We start from the raw sequence: 20,528 nt of genomic DNA, 5'->3' as shown, positions 1-20,528 counted from the left end.
GGAATATCCGGATGCGCTGAGACCACTCAGCACGCTGTGCAGCGGGTTATATCCAGCCTACTTTTTTCCTCCATTGGCAGAATACTTCATCGTGGGAATGGAGATTTATGGCATCACCCGGATATTTGCTTTCGGTAATCAGCTTTTCATCGTGTGCTGACAAGCCCAGCTCCTCACGCAGGCGAACCATAACCTCCCAATCTTCGACGGGATACAGGCCACGGTCGCCGAACTGGGTACCATACCGCTGCGGCCTTCCCTCGAAAAAGCAGATCCGGTCGTACAGGTACGCCTGGTGTTGCGGGTTAACATCATCCCCGGCGGCGCAGATCAGCGCATAACATCTTTTCATAAAAGCAGGTCTGCCGATGGCGTGCTGGACAATAAGTCAGGCTGCGTCGCTGGCTTGCGGGCCCACATTTGACCGGGTTGGATACCCCATGGCATCAATAATCACTTCCAGCCGTGCGGCATTGCTTTCATGAACGCGCTCCATATCGGGATTATAACCCGGCGACAGGAGGTTCGCTTTTAAAAGCATGTCGCGCACGCGCAGGTCGTACTGCGCCATGTCGATCAATTCATTAGCAATGGGTGTATTCATCAGATCAATTTGGCGTGCATCTTTTTTCTCCCGCAAGGAATGGGTAATCCAGTTGTTGGCATATCCGGATCGAGCGCCACAGTACGATCCTGGTGACACCGAACCGGGAAGGGGGTACCAGCAAAGGGATCACTACTTTTCCGGAGTCAACTCATCGTTTGTTCTGTTGACCCGTGTATAGCTTGAGTCGACTGCCAGGGATTCCTCACCCTCCGGGCTGATGTTATACATGGTAATTTTTAAAGTATCAGCCGTGGGACAGTGAATTTCGGTACGCCAACCCCAATCGGGATGGTCCGGCACTTCATATGCGCCCAATAAAGAAATGTAACCATCCTGGCTGATTGTTCCGTTACAATTCATGATTTTTCCGCTCATGCCCCAGGAATCGACCCAGGAGGCGGTAAGCTCCTGAGCTTTATTGACGTTGCCGATGAGCAATAAACCATCCTGGCTGGCACCCTCATGCTGCCAGTCATAGTCGAGCACCAGGAATTTGCCGTTTGCCACGGACTTAACTGATAAATCTGAATCGGATATAAAATCGGGATCCGGTAACCAATTCAGGATCAAACGATAGGTGCCGCGCCAATGCCCGGCAAGGCTGCTGCTTAAGTTCATGATTTCCATAGCACATTTTTCTAAAGATATGATTTCCCCCGTTTTCGTTGCTGTTTGATGTGAAGTTTAAATGTGCTGCATTTGGGGTTGCTCCTCGGCAGAGCCCGTTTCCGTTTCTTAATGAACGCCACTAAACTAAACTCGCAAATTACAAACTGTTTCAAATATGGGGAGGTGACATCCCCGACTCGCCGGTCTTTGAAAAAGCTTCCGGATGTTGTAAGAAGTCGCGATAAATTCTAAGTTCGTGCCAGGCAATCGCGCACCAAATATCGGGGATACGGCTTGTAGCAGTTCGTGACCGAGATAGCATGATTTGCCCGTTTTAAATAAAGAATTTATGGCCACAGCATGGCAACAGTTTGCGCACTTTTTTAAGAAAGCAGAGATTCCGGCAAAAACGGTTCTTTTGCGGGAGGGGGAGGTTGCGCGGAAGATCTATTACATTGAAAAAGGATGCTTCAGGCTCTCTTTAAACAGCGAAGGGAAAGACATCACCTGCCAGTTCTTTTTTGAGGGGGAAGGGATATCCTCGGCCGAGAGTTTCAAATACGCCAGGCCAAGTTTGTACACAATTGAAAGTATCGAGCCATCAATCATCTATACCCTGGACAAGGAAGATTTCCAAATGATGATCCGCCAGTCACCCGCCATAAAGGAAGAATTGGAGGAACGCACTTTTCAGCAGCTGCTCATCATGGAAAAGTTGTTTATTTCAAGAATCAAAAATTCGCCGGAAAAACGCTACGAGGAATTAATCTCGCAGTACCCGCATATCCTGCAACGGGTGCCGCAGCACTACATCGCTTCTTTCCTGGGCATTACACCCGTGTCACTTAGCAGAATCAGAAACCGCCGGTAGTATTTATTAACAAAAGTTATCGTCTCTGTATCCTGCAGAAGTTAGTTTTGATCTGTCTAAAAGATCTTTTTATGAAAAGTTTTAACATACAGATTGCAACTGAAGACCTCGATTATCTGCATAGGCGGCTGGCCGATCTGCGCTGGCCCGATCATTCGGATGACGATGGATGGGAGCGGGGTATTCCGGTAAACTACCTGAAGAAACTAACGAATTACTGGGCAACCCAATTCGACTGGCGAAAACAGGAAGACCTCCTAAATCAGTATCCGCAGTTCATTACGGAAATTGACGGGCAAGCTATCCATTACATCCATATCCGGGCAAACAAACCCAACGCAGTACCGCTGCTGTTAATTCATGGCTGGCCCGGGTCTTTTGCAGATTTTATCCCTGTCATCGAACCGCTTACCGCTCCCCAGGCAGCCGGTCAGCTGGCGTTCGACCTTGTTATTCCCTCCATCCCCGGCTTCACATTTTCTGTGCCGGTTCACGGTACCGGCTGGAACATGATTCGCATTGCCGCCGCCTTCAAAGCGCTGATGACAAAACTTGGGTATGGGCGGTACGGTGTTCACGGAGGAGACATGGGCGCCGGAATAGCCGGAATGCTTTCAGGAATGGCCGCAAATGAACTGATCGGTACGCACATCAGCTCCGATTTCTTTTCGATCGCCGGGCTCGGCATGTACCCTTCAGACCCCGCAGCGCTTTCGGCGGAAGAGCTCTCGACCCTGGACCGGATGAAAGCCCATAAGAAAAACGGCACGGCTTACCTGGATATCCAGGCCACCAGACCTGGTACCATCGGCATTGCGCTGACAGACAGTCCGCTGGCGCAACTCGCATGGATGGCCGAAAAGTACAGAGAGTGGTCAGACGCGTCGGCAGATTTACCGGAAGATGCCATCGGTATTGATCGGCTGTTGACCAATGTTTCCCTCTACTGGTTCACCAAAACCGGCGCATCAAGCGCAAAAATTCTGGCGGAAAATATGCAGATGGCATTTAACTGGGGTGGGGACGATACAGCCGCTGAGGGTTGGGAACTGCCTGCAGTTCCCTCGGCAACGGCCTGCTTCGGCAAAAAAGAAGATGAATCCTTTTTACGAAAAGTTGCTGCGCTCATGGGCACGCCAAACCGCTACACCTATTATACGCGGGGCGGACACTTTCCTGCATTGGAGGTACCCCACTTATTGGTGCATGACATCCGGGAATTTTATACAGACATTGTCACATCATGACAAAAAAAGAAATCATCCAACTCCGGCAATGGAACCAGGGACTGAGTCAATCGCGCTTTGATGATCCGGAGGGCGTTGTGAGCCATTTCGGAGCGATGCAGGCGCAGGATTATTCCATGTCGCTTTGGGCAGTCGCGCTTCGCATGAAAAATCCCGGGCGGGGTCAGGTCGAAGCATGTGTGAACACCGGCAAGCTGATCCGCACGCATGTCCTGCGCCCAACCTGGCACCTTGTACACCAGCAGGACATCAGGTGGATGATGCGGCTATCAGCGCCATCGCTGAGAAAAGCTACGCAGTTTATTGATAAGCAGGAAGGTCTGACCGACGATCTGTTCAAGTGCGTATGGCCGGTCATTGAAAAGCAGCTTCAGCAAAATCCTTCCCTGAGCAAAGAGGAAATCATGGCATGTTTGTCGGCTGAGTCCTTTAGAATCAGCAATTTGCTCGCCACGCAAATACTGATCAGAGCCGAGATTGACATGCTGATCTGCAATGGCGATAAAAAAGGGAGCTACGCCTTGTTCGACACGAAAGTTCCGCCGGCGCCTGACGTGCCGCGGCAGGAAAGCATCGTGAGGCTGGCTGAAATATATTTCAGGTCGAGAGGACCCGCCACATTAAAAGATTTTTCCTGGTGGAGCGGTCTTCCGCTGAAAGATGCCCAGATGGGCGTGGCGGAACTGGCGCTTAACCGGATCAGCTGTGAAAACATGACCTTTTATTTCAATGAGCCTGCAGGCCTGGGCAAACAGCGAGCGCTGGCACTTTTGCCTTGTTACGATGAATATACTGTGTCTTATTCCGAAGGCCGTGACCTGGCATTACCTGCGCATGTCGACAAGCAAAAACTCGGGAACGGCATTTTTAAACCGACCGTTCTTTACGGTGAGGCAATTGTTGGAACCTGGAAGAAGAACGGGAAGGGGACCGGCGTAGAGCTTGCCCGGTTCCCGGATCAAAAACCCATTCCGGAAAATGTATTGGATAGCGCTGTATCGAAATTCCTGGACTTTATACGATAGTTAAAAGGAGTTGATTCTTTGCTAGCCATAACACACGCTACCAGGTTGAGCGTATAAACGTAAGATAAAAGCTTAACTGAAAGAACGTCTGAAATCCAGTGGCGACATACTCGTTTTAAGCTTAAATAGTTTACTAAAGGACTGCGGATGCTCAAATCCCAGTTCATAGGCAATCTCGCTGATCGAAGCCTGACTTGTCGATAACTGTTCCTTTGCTTTTTCAATCAGGTGGTGATGAATGTGCTGTTGAGCATTTTGCCCGGTAAGTGATCGCAGCGTGTCGCTTAAATAACTCGCACTGATGTTTAGTTGAGCAGAAAGAAACTGGACAGTGGGAAGCCCCTGCTTTTGCGCGTGTGGTGACTGGAAGCAGGTGCGTAAAATGTCTTCTACCTTTTGGAGTAAATCGGTGTTTGCTGCCTTACGGGTGATGAATTGCCGGCTGTAGAACCGGTTTGCATAATTTAGCAGCAATTCAATCTGGGAAATAACAACATCCTGGCTGAAATGATCAATCCTGTCTTTTAATTCTTCTTCGATACTTTGAAAAACAGTAATAATTGTAGTTTTTTCTTTCTCCGACAGGTGTAATGCTTCATTGATCGAATAGGAAAAAAAGCCATACGCCTTAATTTTTTTGGCGAGTTCGTAACCCAGTAAAAAGTCGGGGTGGAAAAGCAAAGTATAACCTGATTGATCACTGATCGGTTCGTGGCCTCCTGTGATCTGGTTCGGCGAAACGAAAAACATTCCTCCTTCGTCAAAATCGTAATAATGCTGCCCATATTTGAACTTTCCCTGAAAGTTCATCTTATAGGATATCTTGTAAAAACTCAAGATGTGGGGACTGGGGAGTTTTTCCAGCGGAATGGTATCATCGGCATTATTTATTAAACTTACCAATGGGTGCATAGGTGCCGGCATATCCAGCGCCTTATGCAACCTTGATAAAGAATTAAATCTGTGGTTAGACATTTCATCCTTCATTTTGTCTATTTATAATTTACTTTCAATGCTGCCTAACGCACCCGGTACGCCGTTCAGGCTTTTCTTTGCTTGTTCCCAACTTGAATCGGTCGAATCGAATGCACTCCGAATATAGGCAAGAATGCTTTCACATACAAAGGCAACACGCACCGGATCTTCATCACTGGTTTCGCGGGCATCATAGCCTGATATGCCACCAAAAATGTGTTCAGCGCCGAACACGGTTAGCAGGTCCTTGGGGCCGGGGCTTTGATAATAAGCGTCTGCGCGCCAGTTGTCGACATCAGAGAACATGAGGTTTTTGTCCTGGTCCCCATTCACAATGAGTGCTGGCAGAGTCATGGTGTTGAAATTGCCGGCCGCTAAAACGGGATAGAGCTGTCTCGCGGCTCCGTTAAACCCTTCGGGTCCACCAGACGCGCCAATCAGCACCCGGGCTTTTAATCTCGGTTCTGCGGCATTCACTACTTGGCCGGTTGCGGGGTCAGTTACCTCCATCCCAGCCAGCATGGCTACGGTCTGGCCGCCCATTGAATGGCCGATGGCGGCGACTTTTGTTTTATCTGTCCTTCCAGTTAACCCGGGTACGGTGGAAATAATTTCGTCCAGATGATCCAGGATAAATTTCATGTCTGCCGGGCGCGAACTCCAGAACAAGGGTGCTTCGGGAAGGGAAGAGGAAAGTCCGAGTGTTTTCGAATTTTGATGCGTAGGTTGAATGACGACAAACCCTTTTGCCGCAAAAAAATCTGCCATGGGCCCATACCCTCGGTACGAAGAGAGAAAGTTGGAGGGGCCATGCCCATGCGAAAGAAGAATAACCGGCAGATTGTTTCCGCTGGCGGGAGCAGAAATTTTGATTTCGAGGTCTACATGACGGCCGGCAACTGGCAATACAACCGGACTAAAACTGATGATGGGTGTTTGTGACTGTTTCATTTTATTTTTTATTTTGATACAGGCAAAGTTCATCAGTCTTCGGCTTGCCGGCGTAGTCAAAACGGGGCATTGCATAGCCAAACTCAGGAAACGGGTATTCATAACCAGGTTAAGGATGTGAGCGAGATCGTGAAAAGCGGCAAAGCTGAAAAGAGACGTGACACATTCTTTTAGGAATTGTCTCAGTTTCGTAATCCCGCTGGGCCTTGCTTCACGCTCGTTCCTCGCGGTCTGCGCCGGCTAGCCAAACGAAGGGATAACTAGGTTTTTGTTTATTGCACGCTGGGACGCTCGTTCCCCGCATTCAGCACAGGCTAGCCACAAGGTTTTGGCTTATTGCACACTGGGATGCTCGTTCCTCGCCCCCAACATAAGCTTCTTCCTTCCCTCGGCGCTTGACGGCCCCCAAGCGGGATGCGGTAAACGAAACAAGCCATCTTCCGATGGCTTTTACAGTTCAGTGAACTCAAAATAGCTAGTTATATTACTCTAGAATTATGGTAGCCGGAATTGGAATTGCTATAGTTGTTAAAAAAACCGGGAAATCTCACAATCCATTTTGTGAAAAATTCTGATGGACTGAAACAGAAGATTAAGATAGAACACTTCGGCCTCATCATGATTGAAGTTGAGCTCCCTGAAAGCTGCTTAGTAAGCCCAATTTTCTTATTTTAGCCTGCCAGAAATACTCAATTATTTTCCATATGACTAGAAAGCTGTTATTTATATTGGTGTTAAGCATCGTGTTTAATTTGAATTCTAAAGCACAGAACAAAGCAATAATTCCGTCTGATGTAATTCCGTTTCAGGTAGCTGTGGAAAAATCCATCTATAAAAGTAAAAATGCCTTAGCCCTGAAAATCAAGGGTGAAGCTGACGCAGACAATACAGTGGCAATCCTGAAGGATATTGATTTTCATAATGGTATCATTGAAGCTACAATTAGTGGGCAGCCTCTTGCAAACGCCGGAGAAACAGCCCGTGGGTTTGTAGGTATTGCGTTTCGGGCGGCGTTGGATGCTTCTAAAATGGAGGTTTTTTATTTACGTCCTACCAATGGCCGTGCAAATGATCAACTACGCAGAAACCACTCCAGCCAGTATATTTCTATTCCGGGATATCCCTGGGAGAAATTGAGAAAGGAAACACCAGGACAGTATGAAGCATATGTAGATATCTTGCCTGCGGAATGGATCAAAATAAAAATTGTAGTAAAGGATGAAACCGCCAGGCTGTATGTTAATGGTGCTTCTGAGCCTACTTTAATTGTAAATGACTTAAAGCAAGGTAAAGATATTCGGGGAAGTATTGGGTTATGGATAGGTCCCGGCACATTAGGCCACTTTACTGATGTTAAGGTAACCAAAGAAGATTGATAAATATTATATAAAATTCTGATAGAGCCGCCAAATCAAATTCTCGACGTCGTTCATCTAAATCCAAGCCCTTATCAGGGCAGCACCGCCCACTGAATATTTTATCCGACACATTTGGAACGGAAAGAAGGCCGCGACTAAATATTGTTTTTGAGTGCCCGCATGAAGTCTCGACTTTCGTAAAATCCAGCGGCAATTTCAATCCTGGAAAGCAAGGTGCGATCAGACGGCATTTCGCGGCTTTGATGGAAAAACGGAAGTCCGCCCCAAATCATGCGCTGCTTCATCTCTTTAATCGTGCATTAGAGGCGAAGACCTTAGAAAAAACCTGCTAGTTGTATTTTCCGCGTTCGAACCCGTAGCAAAAGAGGAAATCAACATGAGCATTTCAACAATTCAAATCGAAGCTTTGCAGCAAAATCTCCGAAATGATCAGATCTGGCAAATTGTTCCGGCATTTTCGACCGCAACAGCCTTTTTTACACCACGAAGCAAGAAGAAGGACACGAAAGAAACGGATCCCGTGAACAATTTAGTAACAATACTTTCACCTTTTAAAACAATACGATCGTTACGGGTACTTCGAACGTGAAGAATTCACGCTTTTTTTTGACAGCAAGGAAAACTTTGATAAAAACTACGACAGCAATTGGTGGTATTATTTTAGGTAAAAATTTGTAAAATCGTGGCTTCAATTTTTTTGTGATAATCGGATGTGAAGGCGACATTGCGAATGCGCGACAATCCACTATCGAAGAGACTTATTGATCAATAGATACCATGCACGATAAAAATATATCCCGAATCTTAAAAATGCCCTTTGCCTCCGTGTATCCGCACTACCTGGAAAAAGCGGAGAAAAAGAACCGCACAAAAGAAGAGGTACATCAGGTCATTTTCTGGCTGACCGGATATGACGAAGCAGCATTGCAGAAGCATCTTGAAGAAAAGACCAATTTTGAATATTTTTTCAGCCAGGCACAGATCAATCCCAACGCTTCGAAAATTACAGGGCTGATCTGCGGCTACCGCGTCGAGGAAATTGAAGACAAACTGATTCGTGAAATCAGGTATATGGATAAGCTGATTGACGAACTGGCGAAAGGCAAATCTTTGGATAAGATATTAAGAAAGTAGTATTGGGAGGATCAATCCGAAATTGGGGAATTTTCTGTTTCCCAAATGGGCGAGGGGCCGATGTGAAAATTGATTCTATATGGCATGGTCCATTCGCGGATTGAATGTATGCCTAAGGCAGCATCTAGCTTTGCAACTAATTCTACACAAGATATTAAGTGTAACAACCTGTACATTAATTGATTATGCGCCATTCGGTGAGTCAATTTAACCATTTTGCCTTACTCACCGAATCACTCACCAAAGTTTTGTGAATTCGTGCGAATTCTGGCAATTCCCTAAAAGCAAAAACCCTGCTAATCGTGCGATTGCAGGGTTTTATACATTTTGGTGTGATCCCGCTGGGATCGTATAATATTGGCGTAACCTTCTGATTTTCAATACAAAGACTAACTTCAGTAGCAACAGGCGACCTAAAAATCTACCATTTACTTTGTACTTACTTGAAGTCGTTTAAAGAACTTATCTATAACACAAATATAACATTTTGTTATAGAAAATTATGGCAGCAACAATGACGTTTATTGCATTAATAATAAATGTTTATAAAACCGTTTGATGTTATTTTGACTACTGTCGATAATGATTCTGGTTCAGTTTCATCTAGTGATGAGAACCAAGCGGCTAGTAGGCCATTGATAGGCCATGCATTATAGCAATCTTTCTATATCAAGTAATATTTTCTAATAAACAGTATCATTGTGAAAGAAGATTTAATTGCAAGAATGTGTTCTAATAGTGGATTTTTACATAAATAACAATATTCGTCTCTACCATCGATAATAAATAGTTATCTATAATGTATCTTTAGATCGTTCATTCACCTGTTTGGTTATATCAAAAGCTGCGTTAAGAGATTTTAAATACCGTCAGGATATTATGACAGATAATCTTAGATACGAAAGAGCATCTAATACTTGCGGAGAAAAAATAAGAACCTTATTATCCCTTTATCATTTTGTTTTTCTAAAATTTACTCGCCACCGGTTTTTTTCATCAAGCCTAGCAGAAGATATGATATTTGTCAAATACCGTTCAAGATAAGGTAACAGTTTGTTATTAGGCTCGCCGTTGGCAAAGAACATTGGTTTTTTTTGAATGACCGCAAGCTCCGCATAGGGCGACGGTAATAAACTGATCACTTCTGTTAACGCTTCCGGTGTTAAATATCGGCCAATCGCCTGTAATAATTCTGCGGTGTCAGCGACCGACGGTTGTTTAAGGAAAAGAGCGACCCGGAACTCCAGTGAAAAATCTGGAACCCTGTCTGTATTGACGCTCAATAACTTACCTAATGCAAGGGCGAGGTTATCGGTGAGATCCGCCGCCTGCAACCGTTTAAGATAGATCAATTTTCGTTCAACCGTAAGACCAGGATAGTTGATCAATTGTACATATTGCTGTGGTGACAGCGGCCAATCCAATTCCAGATATTTTTCTTCGTTATCAAGTACAAAGGATAACACAAGACCCGGATGGTGGGTATTGACCGCATTCAGACCGTCCTCAGTAAAATCCAGTGTACCGGTATCGATCAATGCTATAACTTTTAAATCATCCAGGTTTTCCAGTCCCAGATCATCATACTTGTTGTGCGCTTGCTCGGCGATCAAATTGTATAGATCAAGGCGCAACTGGCCCTCATTGAGCAGTCGGACCTCCAATTCGGCGGCTGCAGCTTTATGGTCAGCTGATTTGAAAAAGCTATTCCAGGCATCTTTAATCAAGGAGCCTGGGGCGGGACTGTTCAAATAGATAATCAGTATATCGGTAACAGCCTCCGCTGCCATGTAATATTCTAAGATGTTTCCCCAGGTCTTTTCGACCCTTTCATATTTCAATAACCAATCCCAATAGTCACTCTGCACAGCGGTAATGGTCTTTATGATCACCTGCTGGCGAATGATCAACTGTTCTTTAAAAGCGTTATCGATATCATCATAAGCCAATAATTCGATGAGTGCTAATTCAGACTCCTGGATATTGGTATCTATTTTTAAAAGTACATTTTCGGTGTATACATTGATATTGGCTTTGATATAATTAAAAACGCCTTGTGCCCGGCTTTCACGAATAATAGTGTATTGACTTAGCACCCATTTTTCAGCAGTAGCCGGTTTGAAAAGATCCGGGTAGGCGTTAAAAACGATCATTATATTTTCAGGTGTAAGCGTATACCGGTCATTATCAACTATATCTTCAAAAATATCCACCACGGTATCACCTTTTTGCAGATGGTCAAAAACAATATCAAGTTTTGCTAAAGTGTCCTTGATATTCTGTTTGTTAGCCACCTTTTTAAAGATTTCGACATAGTGGGTCATGGTTTGCAGGTAAGTGGTGAATTTACCCGAACCATCAAAGTTCACAATAAGATCAGCCGGTACATGCTCTAGGATAAGGCATAAATACCTATCCAATATTTCGTCATCATAAGCGATATCATCATAAAGTTTATCCCAAAATAAAGGGAAGTGAACGGCTAGTTTTTTCAAAAACTGCGGTATTTCGGTTCCTTTTTCCAGGTAGTCTTCGGTGAAATATAACGGCCCCTCGCTTTCTGCTAACTGCTCGAATAAGATGCGCGGCTCTGCTTCCCGATCGTCATATTTCAATATCCAATCAAAGAATGTGATGTTGAGAATTTCTACCTGGCCATAATTGCCGATGCTGAGCCAGTTAGTGACAATGGTCGCAATATTGTTCAGCGGAAGGTCAAATGCCAATCGTTTACGCCTTGTAAGGCTTTGCACGAAATCCATATCAGCCTGGCTCAGGCTACCCTCGATAAAGTACGATATATACATTGGGTAATGTTCATCGATATACCCGCCGCCTATAAGGAATTCCAGTAAAGGTTTATTACTAAACTCTGCGGGCAATGCGAATTCAGGAAAGGAATTCATGACCTGCTGGATTCTGTAACCCTGTATCTCAGACCTTTTGCGATTATGTGCTTTGATCAGTGCCCGTTGCGTCTGGATCTCATTTTCCGAAATGGCGATCAGTTTTTTCCTGCGCGCGTTGTAGGTATCGGCATGCAGCGATTGCTCGATCTGTGCAAACGAGATACGTAAGACATCATCTCCCAAATAATATCCCGCTGGTTTACGGTAGCTAAACGAAGACAGGGAGGTCAATTTTTTGAAATTCTCATCTTTAAGCAGTTCGGCAATGCTCATGTCATTGTTACCCAAACTAAGCACACTATTATTCGGTAGTTCAGCCAAAATAGCTGTAAGGTATACGGAATTCAATTCCTTTATATCCTGATGCTTCATTTCATTAAGGCTCTCGATTTTATTTTCGGCTGCGGCTATTTCCAAATCGATTTCTTCTGTATGGGTAGCGATAAAACCCTTCTTGGTATTAATAAACTTATATACATCACCATCCTGCTTGTGCAGTTTTGCAAATTCATCGGGATAGAGATTTTTATAAATAATGATCGACAACATTTTTTCAGCATCGAGGCCTTTACCGATCTGTGTCAAATAGATCTTAAATTCATTGATGATGTTTATTAATAGCCGCATATCCTGAATATACAGGGTGACAGTATTAAAAAAAGAATTAGCGATCGGCTTATCCAATGTAACGGTATCCAGTTTCCGGTTAAGCTCATCGCCTGAATTTGACGTATTGATGATCGGTATGACGGGTATGATGATATCAAAGAATTTTGCCCTATCAGTATCTTTAAACATGTCATCACGTACTGCGTAAACAAAGTTTACCGGCCTTCCGACCTGCCGGCTATTATTGATAAGGCTGTTTACTTCTCGCAGTTTAGTAAATATTTCTGCGTCTTCAAAGCGGTCAAGATCTTCAATAACGATCACATCATAGGGGGTTACCTGAAAAAAATAAACGATTTCGTCCAGGTGTTTATTGAAAATCGAGCGATCCTCTTTGTCGGACAATTCAAGGCTACCACTAGTGAGACCCAGCTTCGAAAACCTGAAGCTTTTTAATGTCCGGTAAAACATATAGATAATAATACTTATCCCAAAAAGAAAATAACCTATTGAAAAGTAGTTAATCAGGTCCTTTTGGGCCAGGCTCAAACATTGCCACCAGGAAAATTTGGCGATAAAATCGGGTTTATAGATATTAAAAAAACAGACACCAAGTAACACCAAGCCTAGTGTCACAAAAGCCATTTCTGTTTTGGTGGTGTGACTTATCTTTTTAAACCGAGAATCCGGCAATTCCCTGTTTTTTACATGATAGATAAGTTGCTGTAATATACTCAGTTCCACTTTTTGACGCCAGTCGTCCTGTTCTTTGAATTCCTTGTCAAATGTTGCCAGGGAAATATTCAAATACTTGAACTCCCGGTATTTGGATTGGAAAGTCGCGATCACGCTGCTTTTACCTGAGCCATACGGACCCGTAAGTGCAATATTTGATACGTTGATATTGCGCAAAGCCCAGTATAAGCTTTTTTCATACGTTTCGTTTTTAGTCGCATTCGAAGTTGGCCCAAGATCTTCCAACTTCATCGAATTGGGATTGATGATGTACTTAGTAAGCCTTAAATCGATGTTATTTAGCCAACGAACGGTATAAACAATAAGAAGCCCGGTTTTCGTCTTTAAAAAAACAAGTAACTTCTGATGCCATTTTAATTTAATAATCATAGGTCTTGTCGGCTCAGTAATTATATTCGTCATAAGGCTCAGGTATTAAAGGTTGATTAGATACTAACTTTATTTGGCATAAAGTAAATGGCGTATTTATATGAATAATGTATCGTAATATTTATTCGGAATATATGATAGGTTGAGTTCACTATTTTAATTAAGCCAATTGTTTGCACCAATCTTTAAAGGAAAGCTGGACGCGCTGAAAATCATCCTCCGATGGTAACAGGCCGTTGTGGGCGACTACGTTTCTTGTTTTCTCAAGTTCTTCCAAACGCAATTCGACGAACTTTATATCGTGAATCTTATGGGCGAACTCAACAGGATATTTTCGAATGATTGTGACGAGATCTGCCCAATCCAGATAATATAGCGGTGAGCCGTCGCCACGGTTGCTCAGCCATTTATTTTTAAGTTCTTTGGCTTTCCGATCCTTATATTTTGTAACCATACCCGCGCTGGCAGCCGCGTCCCACCATTTTTCACCCAAGCTTTTCGTTAAGACATCTTCAATGAGTCGGCGGGCTGAGTTTTCGTAACAATGAATGACCACATATAATTCCGCCATTTTTTGAGCCGCATTAACATCATCAATTGTTAAAAATGGCGTTTGGCTCAGATCAACTGTTGTAGTAATACTTACAGGTTCAGTGTAGAAGACCGAAGCGTATTTTTTGTCCAAGTCTACCTGAATAGATCTTGTCAGTTTAAAATGGTCTGCTTTCAGTCCCTTCGTCACATTTCGGGATTTTTTTAATGCGTTCCGTAAATACGTGATATTGTAAAGAGGTAAAGAAGCTTTGGTAAAATAACCATTGATGCCTTTAATGTCGATCTCGGGTTCAGCTTCTGTTTTGCAGTTGAACCACATAAAAGCCACAACAGCATCAAACTTAGAGAGTTTGTGAATGTCGGCGAGGTCACAAAATTTGTCGAATATTGATATCATTTATTATGCTTTATCTTTTTTCGCCATCGATTGTTCCAAATAATTAAGTCCGGAGGTTGTTAGCTGGATATTGGCCAGATCAGCACTGCTTACCCAACTTTTATGGAAGCTGGTATCGATAATGCTTTGCGCGATTGACGAAGGCAAAGCCACACCGATTTGCCGATAACATGTAAAAATATGATCAACACCTATAGGCGTTAGTTTTAACTTCTGAGTAAGATAATACACAAAGATCAAATTTTTATCGAAGTTGCTTTTTGGGGAAAACGATCCGTAAAAATCATTCAAGCTTTGCTCGCCTTTAGGATATAGGTTTAAGTCAGCTACTACAGACGGCAAACCGCCACTTTTCTTCTTCTTGCCAGTTTTTCCTCCGGACCCAGGTGTAATTTCAGATGTGTCAGGTTCCACTACCGCTTTCTTTACGGTAGTTTTTTTCCGGCCGGTTGGTTTTGCTGAGCCCTTTTCTTTGCCTGAGATCAGATCGATAAGGTAAGGCAACTTTGTGCTTTTCAACCGAAAGGTTCCTTCTTTAACAGTAGAGAAATAATGTTTAAAAAGCGAATTCCAATTGTCGTGAAACTTCTTTTTCCGCGGTTGTGTGCTTCTTTTGGAGAGGTAGATTTGCTGCACTTCGCTTTTGGTAAAAGTATCCTTACCATGGTTGCTGGCGTAGAAGGCATATATCGCAATCCATTCCGGTTCAGAACAATGAACATTTCTTTCCACATCATGAATGTGCGGCAAGTCAGGAATGACGGAATTTTGTGACACGGAGACAACAGGATCATCAGCCATTTGCCGTTCTCCGACCTTGTCGGCAAGCAAATTTTCAAGATCTTCTGTAGAGGAAATGTCTATGGTACCCGCCGGCAACATCGTGCCAGAAACACCCCTGTTACCTGTTAAATTATCGATGATCCCGGATATGCCGATCTTACCAACCTCATCGGTCAAAGCTACAGCGCAATAAGTCTCGTCTTTTGTTTTCCGAAAAGTGACGGTATTCAAAGACTGAGCACCAAGTTCACTTTTCGCAGTGCTTGCGCCGCACTGTGCACAAAACTTCGCGTTTTTTGGCAGGGTTGCCGCACAGGAATCGCATTTTACTTTTTGACCACATTCGTGGCAATAAGCGGCGGTATCATCTAATTGTGCCTCACAGGCTTTACATTGGAGTGTATTCATCTTTAATTGGTTAATTCATGTTCAACTACTTGTTCACCGTGTATGCTGAGTTGGATATCATTCATCGATCTGATCTCCAGCCAACCTTTAATTTTCTTAGTGTCCACTATGCTTTGGTAAATATTTCCCGGTACTTTCAGGGAAAGCGATTTATAGCAGGTGTAGATATGGCTGAGTGTGACAGGGGTTTCCTGTAATATCTTTTCCAAATAATAAACGAACATCAAGTTTCGCTCAAAAAATGTGCTTGCTGAATGTCGTTCGTAGAAACTGCGAATGGTTTCTACATGCGGCTGCTTCAAGTTCAGTGACGACAGCATCTGTGGCCCCTTGTTTTTCAAAGCGGACTTGCCAGCCTTTTTAATTTTTTTGGATGCGACAGCGTCTCCACCAACCCCTTGTTCAATTACCGGAGGGTGCTGATCGTAGTCTAAGATGTAGTGCGATTGTTCCAGTCCCTTTTGCGAAAGGATGAACTCATTTTCGTTCAATATCTTGATTAAGCCGTTACTGATTAACCGGTTGAAATTCGCTGAAAAATTTTTCATGCGATTCAAGTTTTTGCGTTTAGATACTTCGTAGAGGGTCTTAATCGCTGGTTCAGAAAAAGGTTCTTTACCGAAATTCGACGCGTAAAAGCCGTAAATCAGTATCCATTCACCCTCCGTTTTTGGCAAGTCTCGCATAACCACTTCTTTGATATGCGGAAAGCGGATACTATCGCTTGTTTGTGAGCCTTCTTGTAGTCCTATATTTTCTGACTCTACCACCGAAACTGAATTACCCAAATTCGGGATCACCTTTTCTATCATAAAGTCCTTAAAAACTGCGAATTCTTCGCGAACGACTTTTTCATTCCCCTCCAAGTCCAACTCCAAACCATTCCATTTGAACCGCATTTTAAAATTTTCCATGTTATAATGATATGTAAAGAACAAATATATACACGGTTCACTTCGTTTTCATCAATTATTTATTAACATACTATACACTTTTTCAACAGATTACACTTAATAGTTGTTGTGCTTTTGTTGCGTTATGTATGTAAGAACATCAAGATTCCTTTGATTATCGAATATCAATCATTAGTAAAAATGCTTTAAAAAGTTTACGAAAGCATTTTATTGCTATTAAAGAGAACTAAAACAAATTTTATTTGATTCTATTTTCTAAAATTCATTAGTATGACATTATTCTTGTTGATTCTTGAATAGAAGTTTTATTTAATAACTATTTAAATTGTTAAAAATCAACATGTTACAATAATGTTGTCTTGATAATTTTTTATTTTATTTAAGAAAAATGCTGTTTGCCGTAAGTTTCATAAAATAATTACTGCTGGTCACCTAGAGAAAACGGTTCGTTATTTGCTGAAATGGTTGATTATCTAAACTCTTTCAACGCTTTCAATAGTTTGGGGGAAGCTTAAGAGAATATGGAAACATCACTTTAGCGATTAATAATTTATAAAAAAATAGATCGAACTTAATCCGCATAATGATGCGAAAAAAAGATGAAGATACTGGATAAAGTTCAGATATTGCAAATCTGCCGATACGAGGCCCGCAGTGTGTATAGTGTATATCCCAAGTCCACTTAAAAGAAGTGAAGTTTAAACCAGATATTTGTTTATAAAGCAATAGCGGCTTTGTCTACCAAAACTGAAAGGTATATACGTTGCCAGTTCTTCTGTAGTGCTAACGATATGTTGTAAAATCCTCGGATTATAATTCACAGTATCATAGGCATAAACCTTGTCAATTAGTTTATAAATTATAACGTACTGCTGAATCCTTTATTCCTACTCGGTTATACTCGGGTACCTTTTTTTACACCGCTCACCACCTTTGCTGGCATAAACATTTACAGTTATGACAGCAATAAAAGACAACCAGCAACAAAAGCCAACCATTCAGCGGGATCAGTTGATTACCCTGGGGGACCTGATCGAATTTAAGGAAGCGTTATTAAAAGACATCGCAGGCCTCATGCAACAGCGCGTTGCCGAGCCAGCCAAACGCTGGCTCAAATCTGACGAGGTGCGTAAGATGCTGCGCCTGTCGGCAGGCAAGCTGCAATACCTTCGGGACAAAGGCATCATCCCCTTTACCAAACTTGGCGGCATTACCTATTATGACTACCAGGAAATCATGCAGCTTATGGAATCCGGCCACTATGAAACGCACCTGAGAGTAGCCTGATGAGAAGGGCAAAAAGAAGGCCGGAACGATCAGCAAAAATCGCCCAAACAAGGCAGGTAAAAACCTATGCGGAAACATTGGGCTTCGGCTACAACATTCCACCCGAGCCGGAATTTGTGGCCATTTATTTCGACCAGCAAGGCTGCGGGGATCAAGCCGAAAGCTTCTATCGTCACTACCAAAAGGAACGGTGGAAAACCATCACCGGTGCCGCTATTCGCAATTGGAAAGTACTGGCAGCGGAGTGGATTTTTGACCATCGGCAGTTCCTGAAACGACAGGCAAGATTATCAAAATATCAATCAATCATTTAACAGATGCAAGGAGTTCAGCACGGCGACCAAAGGAGACGCATTTCCCGTTTTGCGGAAATAGCTAGATGTATTTTCGTATACGAAACGTCTTTTTCGGGTGCCGCGGAACTTGCACCTGATGGATCAAAACAGTAAAGTATATGGGCAGAAAAAAAGCAGCACAGCCGGATGAAATATTAACCCATCCCGTCATCTTCCGGATAACCGAAAAAGCCTGGAAAGAGCTGGACAAGATCCGGGCGAACAGCGACTGTCGTACCGTTGGCGAAGTCGTACGGCGCATCCTTTCGAGCCAGGAAGTGATTTACTTTCATAAGGATGCTTCCATGGACGGGCCAATGGAAAACCTGGTCACCATCAAAGAAGAAATACGCAGGATCGGTACCAATATCAACCAGGTTACCCGCTACCTGAATACCACAAAAAAAGATGATGAAAAGAACAGCCATGCCGCAAAAGTCGCAGAGCTTTTCCGGCAGATAGAACCGAAGATCAGCGTGCTGCTGTCGCTCATTTCCCAACTCGCCAAAAAATGGTTGCAAAGATAAAAAGCGGTAAAAGCATCCGGGGTATCCTGATGTACAACTGTAACCCTTCCAAAAACTCGGACTGTTTGAGTGACGAAAAAACGTAACTTTAACAGAAGGATGAAAAAGTCAAAAATCAGCGAGTCACAGATCGTTTCAGCGATCAAGGAACATGAGGCTGGGAAATCAGCGGCGGACATTTGCCGTGCATTAGGTGTTCACCAAGCCACTTTTTACAATTGGAAGAAGAAGTATTCCGGAATGGATAATCAGGAACTTCGTCGTTTAAAGGAGCTGGAAGAAGAAAACCGTCGGTTAAAGCATATGTATGCGGAACTAGCTCTTGATAACAAGATTCTTAAAGATGTGTTGTCAAAAAAGTTCTAAAGCCCTGCCAGCGCAAAGACATGGCTGCTTATGTGATCGCCCGGTATCATATCAGCATCAGCAGGGCTTGCAAGATTATATGCTTGCCAAAGTCCATGTATTATTATACCAGGATCAAAGACGATAGTGCGACCATTTTGAAGCTTCAGGAGCTGGCCGTTAAGCACCCAACCGAAGGGCAAGATCTTTATTACAGCCGTATCCGCCGGGAAGGCCTGAAGTGGAATTATAAGCGGGTGCGCAGAGTTTACCTGATACTTGGAATGAATAAGCGGAGGAAAGCAAAGAGGCGTGTTCCCCACCGTGTTAAACAACCTCTGTGTCAACCCGAAAACTACACTGAGACTTGGTCTTTAGATTTTATGAGTGATGTGCTGGTGAACAAAAGGAAATTCCGGACCCTGAATGTAATTGATGTTTTAACAGGGAAGCCATTGCTATAGAAGCCGCCCATAGCATGCCTGCACAGCTGGTCACCCGATTACTAGACAGGATCATGCGAGAAAAAGGCAAACCTAAGCGGATCAGGACTGATAACGGACCAGAGTTTATCAGCAGGGAGTTCCGGGACTGGTGTGGCGCTAAAGGTATTAAGGTTCAGTACATCCAGCCAGGCAGACCTATGCAAAACGGTTATATCGAACGCTTTAACAGAACCTTCAGGGAAAACATCCTGGACGCTTACCTTTTTGAGGACATCACCCAGGTGCAGATCCTGGCCGAGGAATGGATGCAGGATTATAATTACAATAGACCACATGACGCCCTAAACGGCAAAACACCAGCGGAGTATAAGGCCCTGCCGGCGGCGTGTCGTCATTAAGCCAACTTGAAAAAAGTTGGCTTAACAACAACAGAGATATTAGATTTGAAATCTCGTCATAAAACCGGTTCGAATTCCGGGAGGGTTACAATTTAAAAAGCATATTGGTTCATTATGATATACACGATTTCTGAATTGCCGGATATCATTTAGTTTAGCAGCAATACTACTTCTATTTTCAACCGCTGGTTTATTGGCAAAACATGTTAAAGGCGCACCTCCAATCAAACGGAAATGATGGGTTTCAAAAAGACTTGTCCAAAAACCAAAAGTTTGTTCTGCAATAACTTTACCGGCAGTCACGGCGGCTCCTTTTCGTCTGATAGCGGCTTCTGCATTTTGCACCGAGTGTCTCATCTGGAATCGAGATCTGGATAAAGAAGGATTACTCATGAAGTGTGCCTTTTGATTAACGATCCAATCTGCGTCTGCAAACTGTACAATCATTTGTGCATTAATTGCGTTCCTTATAAATATTTCAAAAAGATTGAGCAAAGGATAGGGTTCCTGTGATACCCGAAGATTTATTTTATACAGCTTTTGAGCTTTAGTCTTAGAGTTGCCACAAGCAATTAGAAAACGATCTAGCCTCGGTTTTGAAATAAATTGTTCTAGCTGTTGATATTTCAATTTAGTATTGCATTAAAGATTAAAAGTATGTACATTTGTAATGTAATGCTTAATAAAGCCTC

The 20,528-nt window shown here is 43.3% G+C and carries 19 protein-coding genes and 1 pseudogene; 10 read left to right on the top strand and 10 right to left on the bottom strand.

Features of this window, described 5'->3' with window-relative positions:
* Nucleotides 1–46: 46 nt before the first annotated feature.
* The 3 genes from C7T94_RS10840 to C7T94_RS10830 form a co-directional block, all read right to left on the bottom strand.
* On the bottom strand, nucleotides 47–352 hold the full coding sequence (locus C7T94_RS10840; protein ID WP_107215359.1) for a hypothetical protein: 306 nt from the start codon (nucleotides 350–352) through the stop codon (nucleotides 47–49).
* A 36-nt stretch (nucleotides 353–388) separates the two neighbouring features.
* Entirely contained in the window at nucleotides 389–604 is a 216-nt protein-coding gene (locus C7T94_RS10835) for a hypothetical protein (RefSeq protein ID WP_162618653.1), read from the bottom strand.
* 132 nt (nucleotides 605–736) lie between these two features.
* The gene (locus C7T94_RS10830) at nucleotides 737–1,234 is read right to left on the bottom strand and encodes a DUF1579 family protein (RefSeq protein ID WP_107215357.1); all 498 of its coding nucleotides are present in this window, start codon (nucleotides 1,232–1,234) and stop codon (nucleotides 737–739) included.
* Nucleotides 1,235–1,565: 331 nt separating this feature from the next.
* Between C7T94_RS10830 and C7T94_RS10825 the strand changes: the two genes are divergently transcribed.
* From C7T94_RS10825 to C7T94_RS10815, 3 genes are all read left to right on the top strand, one after another.
* Nucleotides 1,566–2,087, top strand: a complete 522-nt coding sequence (locus tag C7T94_RS10825; protein WP_107215356.1) for a Crp/Fnr family transcriptional regulator — start codon at nucleotides 1,566–1,568, stop codon at nucleotides 2,085–2,087.
* A 71-nt stretch (nucleotides 2,088–2,158) separates the two neighbouring features.
* Entirely contained in the window at nucleotides 2,159–3,334 is a 1,176-nt protein-coding gene (locus C7T94_RS10820) for an epoxide hydrolase family protein (protein ID WP_107215355.1), read from the top strand.
* The gene (locus tag C7T94_RS10815; protein WP_107215354.1) at nucleotides 3,331–4,359 is read left to right on the top strand and encodes a winged helix DNA-binding domain-containing protein; all 1,029 of its coding nucleotides are present in this window, start codon (nucleotides 3,331–3,333) and stop codon (nucleotides 4,357–4,359) included. The genes C7T94_RS10820 and C7T94_RS10815 overlap by 4 nt, the downstream gene beginning before the upstream one ends.
* Before the next feature lie 72 nt (nucleotides 4,360–4,431).
* Here the strand turns inward: C7T94_RS10815 and C7T94_RS10810 are convergent, their stop codons facing one another.
* Complete coding sequence (locus C7T94_RS10810) at nucleotides 4,432–5,346, bottom strand: helix-turn-helix domain-containing protein (RefSeq protein ID WP_107215353.1); 915 nt, start codon at nucleotides 5,344–5,346, stop codon at nucleotides 4,432–4,434.
* 9 nt (nucleotides 5,347–5,355) lie between these two features.
* A complete protein-coding gene (locus C7T94_RS10805; protein ID WP_107216065.1) occupies nucleotides 5,356–6,285 on the bottom strand; it encodes an alpha/beta hydrolase family protein in 930 nt (309 codons plus the stop codon).
* A gap of 704 nt (nucleotides 6,286–6,989) precedes the next feature.
* Here C7T94_RS10805 and C7T94_RS10800 point away from each other — a divergent pair.
* Both C7T94_RS10800 and C7T94_RS10795 read left to right on the top strand, forming a co-directional pair.
* Nucleotides 6,990–7,661, top strand: a complete 672-nt coding sequence (locus tag C7T94_RS10800; RefSeq protein ID WP_107215352.1) for a hypothetical protein — start codon at nucleotides 6,990–6,992, stop codon at nucleotides 7,659–7,661.
* 813 nt (nucleotides 7,662–8,474) lie between these two features.
* A complete protein-coding gene (locus C7T94_RS10795) occupies nucleotides 8,475–8,798 on the top strand; it encodes a DUF2200 domain-containing protein (RefSeq protein ID WP_239494989.1) in 324 nt (107 codons plus the stop codon).
* A 953-nt stretch (nucleotides 8,799–9,751) separates the two neighbouring features.
* Here the strand turns inward: C7T94_RS10795 and C7T94_RS10790 are convergent.
* The 4 genes from C7T94_RS10790 to C7T94_RS10775 all read right to left on the bottom strand — a co-directional run bounded on the left by C7T94_RS10790 (nucleotide 9,752) and on the right by C7T94_RS10775 (nucleotide 16,498).
* Nucleotides 9,752–13,303: a YobI family P-loop NTPase gene (locus tag C7T94_RS10790; protein WP_162618652.1), complete on the bottom strand. Its 3,552-nt coding sequence runs from the start codon at nucleotides 13,301–13,303 to the stop codon at nucleotides 9,752–9,754.
* Between the two features lie 298 nt (nucleotides 13,304–13,601).
* Nucleotides 13,602–14,393 carry a Swt1 family HEPN domain-containing protein gene (locus C7T94_RS10785; RefSeq protein WP_107215349.1) on the bottom strand — a complete coding sequence of 264 codons (792 nt, stop codon included), beginning with the start codon at nucleotides 14,391–14,393 and terminating at the stop codon, nucleotides 13,602–13,604.
* Nucleotides 14,394–14,396: 3 nt separating this feature from the next.
* Entirely contained in the window at nucleotides 14,397–15,584 is a 1,188-nt protein-coding gene (locus tag C7T94_RS10780; protein ID WP_107215348.1) for a zinc ribbon domain-containing protein, read from the bottom strand.
* Nucleotides 15,585–15,586: 2 nt separating this feature from the next.
* Nucleotides 15,587–16,498 (bottom strand): hypothetical protein, encoded by a 912-nt coding sequence (locus tag C7T94_RS10775; protein ID WP_107215347.1) that lies wholly within the window; start codon nucleotides 16,496–16,498, stop codon nucleotides 15,587–15,589.
* Nucleotides 16,499–17,455: 957 nt separating this feature from the next.
* On the opposite strand from C7T94_RS10775, the gene C7T94_RS10770 reads away from it, so the two are divergent.
* From C7T94_RS10770 to C7T94_RS19500, 5 genes and pseudogenes are all read left to right on the top strand, one after another.
* Nucleotides 17,456–17,785: a helix-turn-helix domain-containing protein gene (locus tag C7T94_RS10770; RefSeq protein WP_107215346.1), complete on the top strand. Its 330-nt coding sequence runs from the start codon at nucleotides 17,456–17,458 to the stop codon at nucleotides 17,783–17,785.
* Nucleotides 17,785–18,099 carry a hypothetical protein gene (locus C7T94_RS10765; protein ID WP_107215345.1) on the top strand — a complete coding sequence of 105 codons (315 nt, stop codon included), beginning with the start codon at nucleotides 17,785–17,787 and terminating at the stop codon, nucleotides 18,097–18,099. Before C7T94_RS10770 ends, C7T94_RS10765 begins: the two co-directional genes overlap by 1 nt.
* Nucleotides 18,100–18,239: 140 nt before the next feature.
* On the top strand, nucleotides 18,240–18,647 hold the full coding sequence (gene mobC / locus C7T94_RS10760) for a plasmid mobilization relaxosome protein MobC (protein ID WP_107215344.1): 408 nt from the start codon (nucleotides 18,240–18,242) through the stop codon (nucleotides 18,645–18,647).
* A gap of 99 nt (nucleotides 18,648–18,746) precedes the next feature.
* Nucleotides 18,747–19,013, top strand: coding sequence for a transposase (locus C7T94_RS19505; RefSeq protein WP_204353262.1), 267 nt, complete (start codon nucleotides 18,747–18,749; stop codon nucleotides 19,011–19,013).
* Between the two features lie 427 nt (nucleotides 19,014–19,440).
* Nucleotides 19,441–19,836, top strand: a pseudogene (locus C7T94_RS19500) (integrase core domain-containing protein); the annotation flags it as partial.
* Between the two features lie 39 nt (nucleotides 19,837–19,875).
* Here the strand turns inward: C7T94_RS19500 and C7T94_RS10750 are convergent.
* The gene (locus C7T94_RS10750; protein ID WP_107215343.1) at nucleotides 19,876–20,466 is read right to left on the bottom strand and encodes a hypothetical protein; all 591 of its coding nucleotides are present in this window, start codon (nucleotides 20,464–20,466) and stop codon (nucleotides 19,876–19,878) included.
* Between the last annotated feature and the right edge of the window lie 62 nt (nucleotides 20,467–20,528).

The sequence above is a fragment of the Pedobacter yulinensis genome, assembly GCF_003029735.1.
In the GTDB taxonomy this organism is placed as follows: domain Bacteria; phylum Bacteroidota; class Bacteroidia; order Sphingobacteriales; family Sphingobacteriaceae; genus Pedobacter; species Pedobacter yulinensis.
The sequence above is the reverse complement of the archived record's forward strand: the minus strand, read 5'-3'. Positions and strand labels throughout refer to the sequence as shown.

Coding starts and splice junctions, on each gene's coding strand:
- C7T94_RS10840 (WP_107215359.1), bottom strand. CDS start 352: ATGAAAAGATGTTATGCGCTGATCTGCGCCGCCGGGGATGATGTTAAC.
- C7T94_RS10835 (WP_162618653.1), bottom strand. CDS start 604: ATGAATACACCCATTGCTAATGAATTGATCGACATGGCGCAGTACGAC.
- C7T94_RS10830 (WP_107215357.1), bottom strand. CDS start 1,234: ATGGAAATCATGAACTTAAGCAGCAGCCTTGCCGGGCATTGGCGCGGC.
- C7T94_RS10825 (WP_107215356.1), top strand. CDS start 1,566: ATGGCCACAGCATGGCAACAGTTTGCGCACTTTTTTAAGAAAGCAGAG.
- C7T94_RS10820 (WP_107215355.1), top strand. CDS start 2,159: ATGAAAAGTTTTAACATACAGATTGCAACTGAAGACCTCGATTATCTG.
- C7T94_RS10815 (WP_107215354.1), top strand. CDS start 3,331: ATGACAAAAAAAGAAATCATCCAACTCCGGCAATGGAACCAGGGACTG.
- C7T94_RS10810 (WP_107215353.1), bottom strand. CDS start 5,346: ATGAAGGATGAAATGTCTAACCACAGATTTAATTCTTTATCAAGGTTG.
- C7T94_RS10805 (WP_107216065.1), bottom strand. CDS start 6,285: ATGAAACAGTCACAAACACCCATCATCAGTTTTAGTCCGGTTGTATTG.
- C7T94_RS10800 (WP_107215352.1), top strand. CDS start 6,990: ATGACTAGAAAGCTGTTATTTATATTGGTGTTAAGCATCGTGTTTAAT.
- C7T94_RS10795 (WP_239494989.1), top strand. CDS start 8,475: ATGCCCTTTGCCTCCGTGTATCCGCACTACCTGGAAAAAGCGGAGAAA.
- C7T94_RS10790 (WP_162618652.1), bottom strand. CDS start 13,303: ATGAAGTTGGAAGATCTTGGGCCAACTTCGAATGCGACTAAAAACGAA.
- C7T94_RS10785 (WP_107215349.1), bottom strand. CDS start 14,393: ATGATATCAATATTCGACAAATTTTGTGACCTCGCCGACATTCACAAA.
- C7T94_RS10780 (WP_107215348.1), bottom strand. CDS start 15,584: ATGAATACACTCCAATGTAAAGCCTGTGAGGCACAATTAGATGATACC.
- C7T94_RS10775 (WP_107215347.1), bottom strand. CDS start 16,498: ATGGAAAATTTTAAAATGCGGTTCAAATGGAATGGTTTGGAGTTGGAC.
- C7T94_RS10770 (WP_107215346.1), top strand. CDS start 17,456: ATGACAGCAATAAAAGACAACCAGCAACAAAAGCCAACCATTCAGCGG.
- C7T94_RS10765 (WP_107215345.1), top strand. CDS start 17,785: ATGAGAAGGGCAAAAAGAAGGCCGGAACGATCAGCAAAAATCGCCCAA.
- mobC (WP_107215344.1), top strand. CDS start 18,240: ATGGGCAGAAAAAAAGCAGCACAGCCGGATGAAATATTAACCCATCCC.
- C7T94_RS19505 (WP_204353262.1), top strand. CDS start 18,747: ATGAAAAAGTCAAAAATCAGCGAGTCACAGATCGTTTCAGCGATCAAG.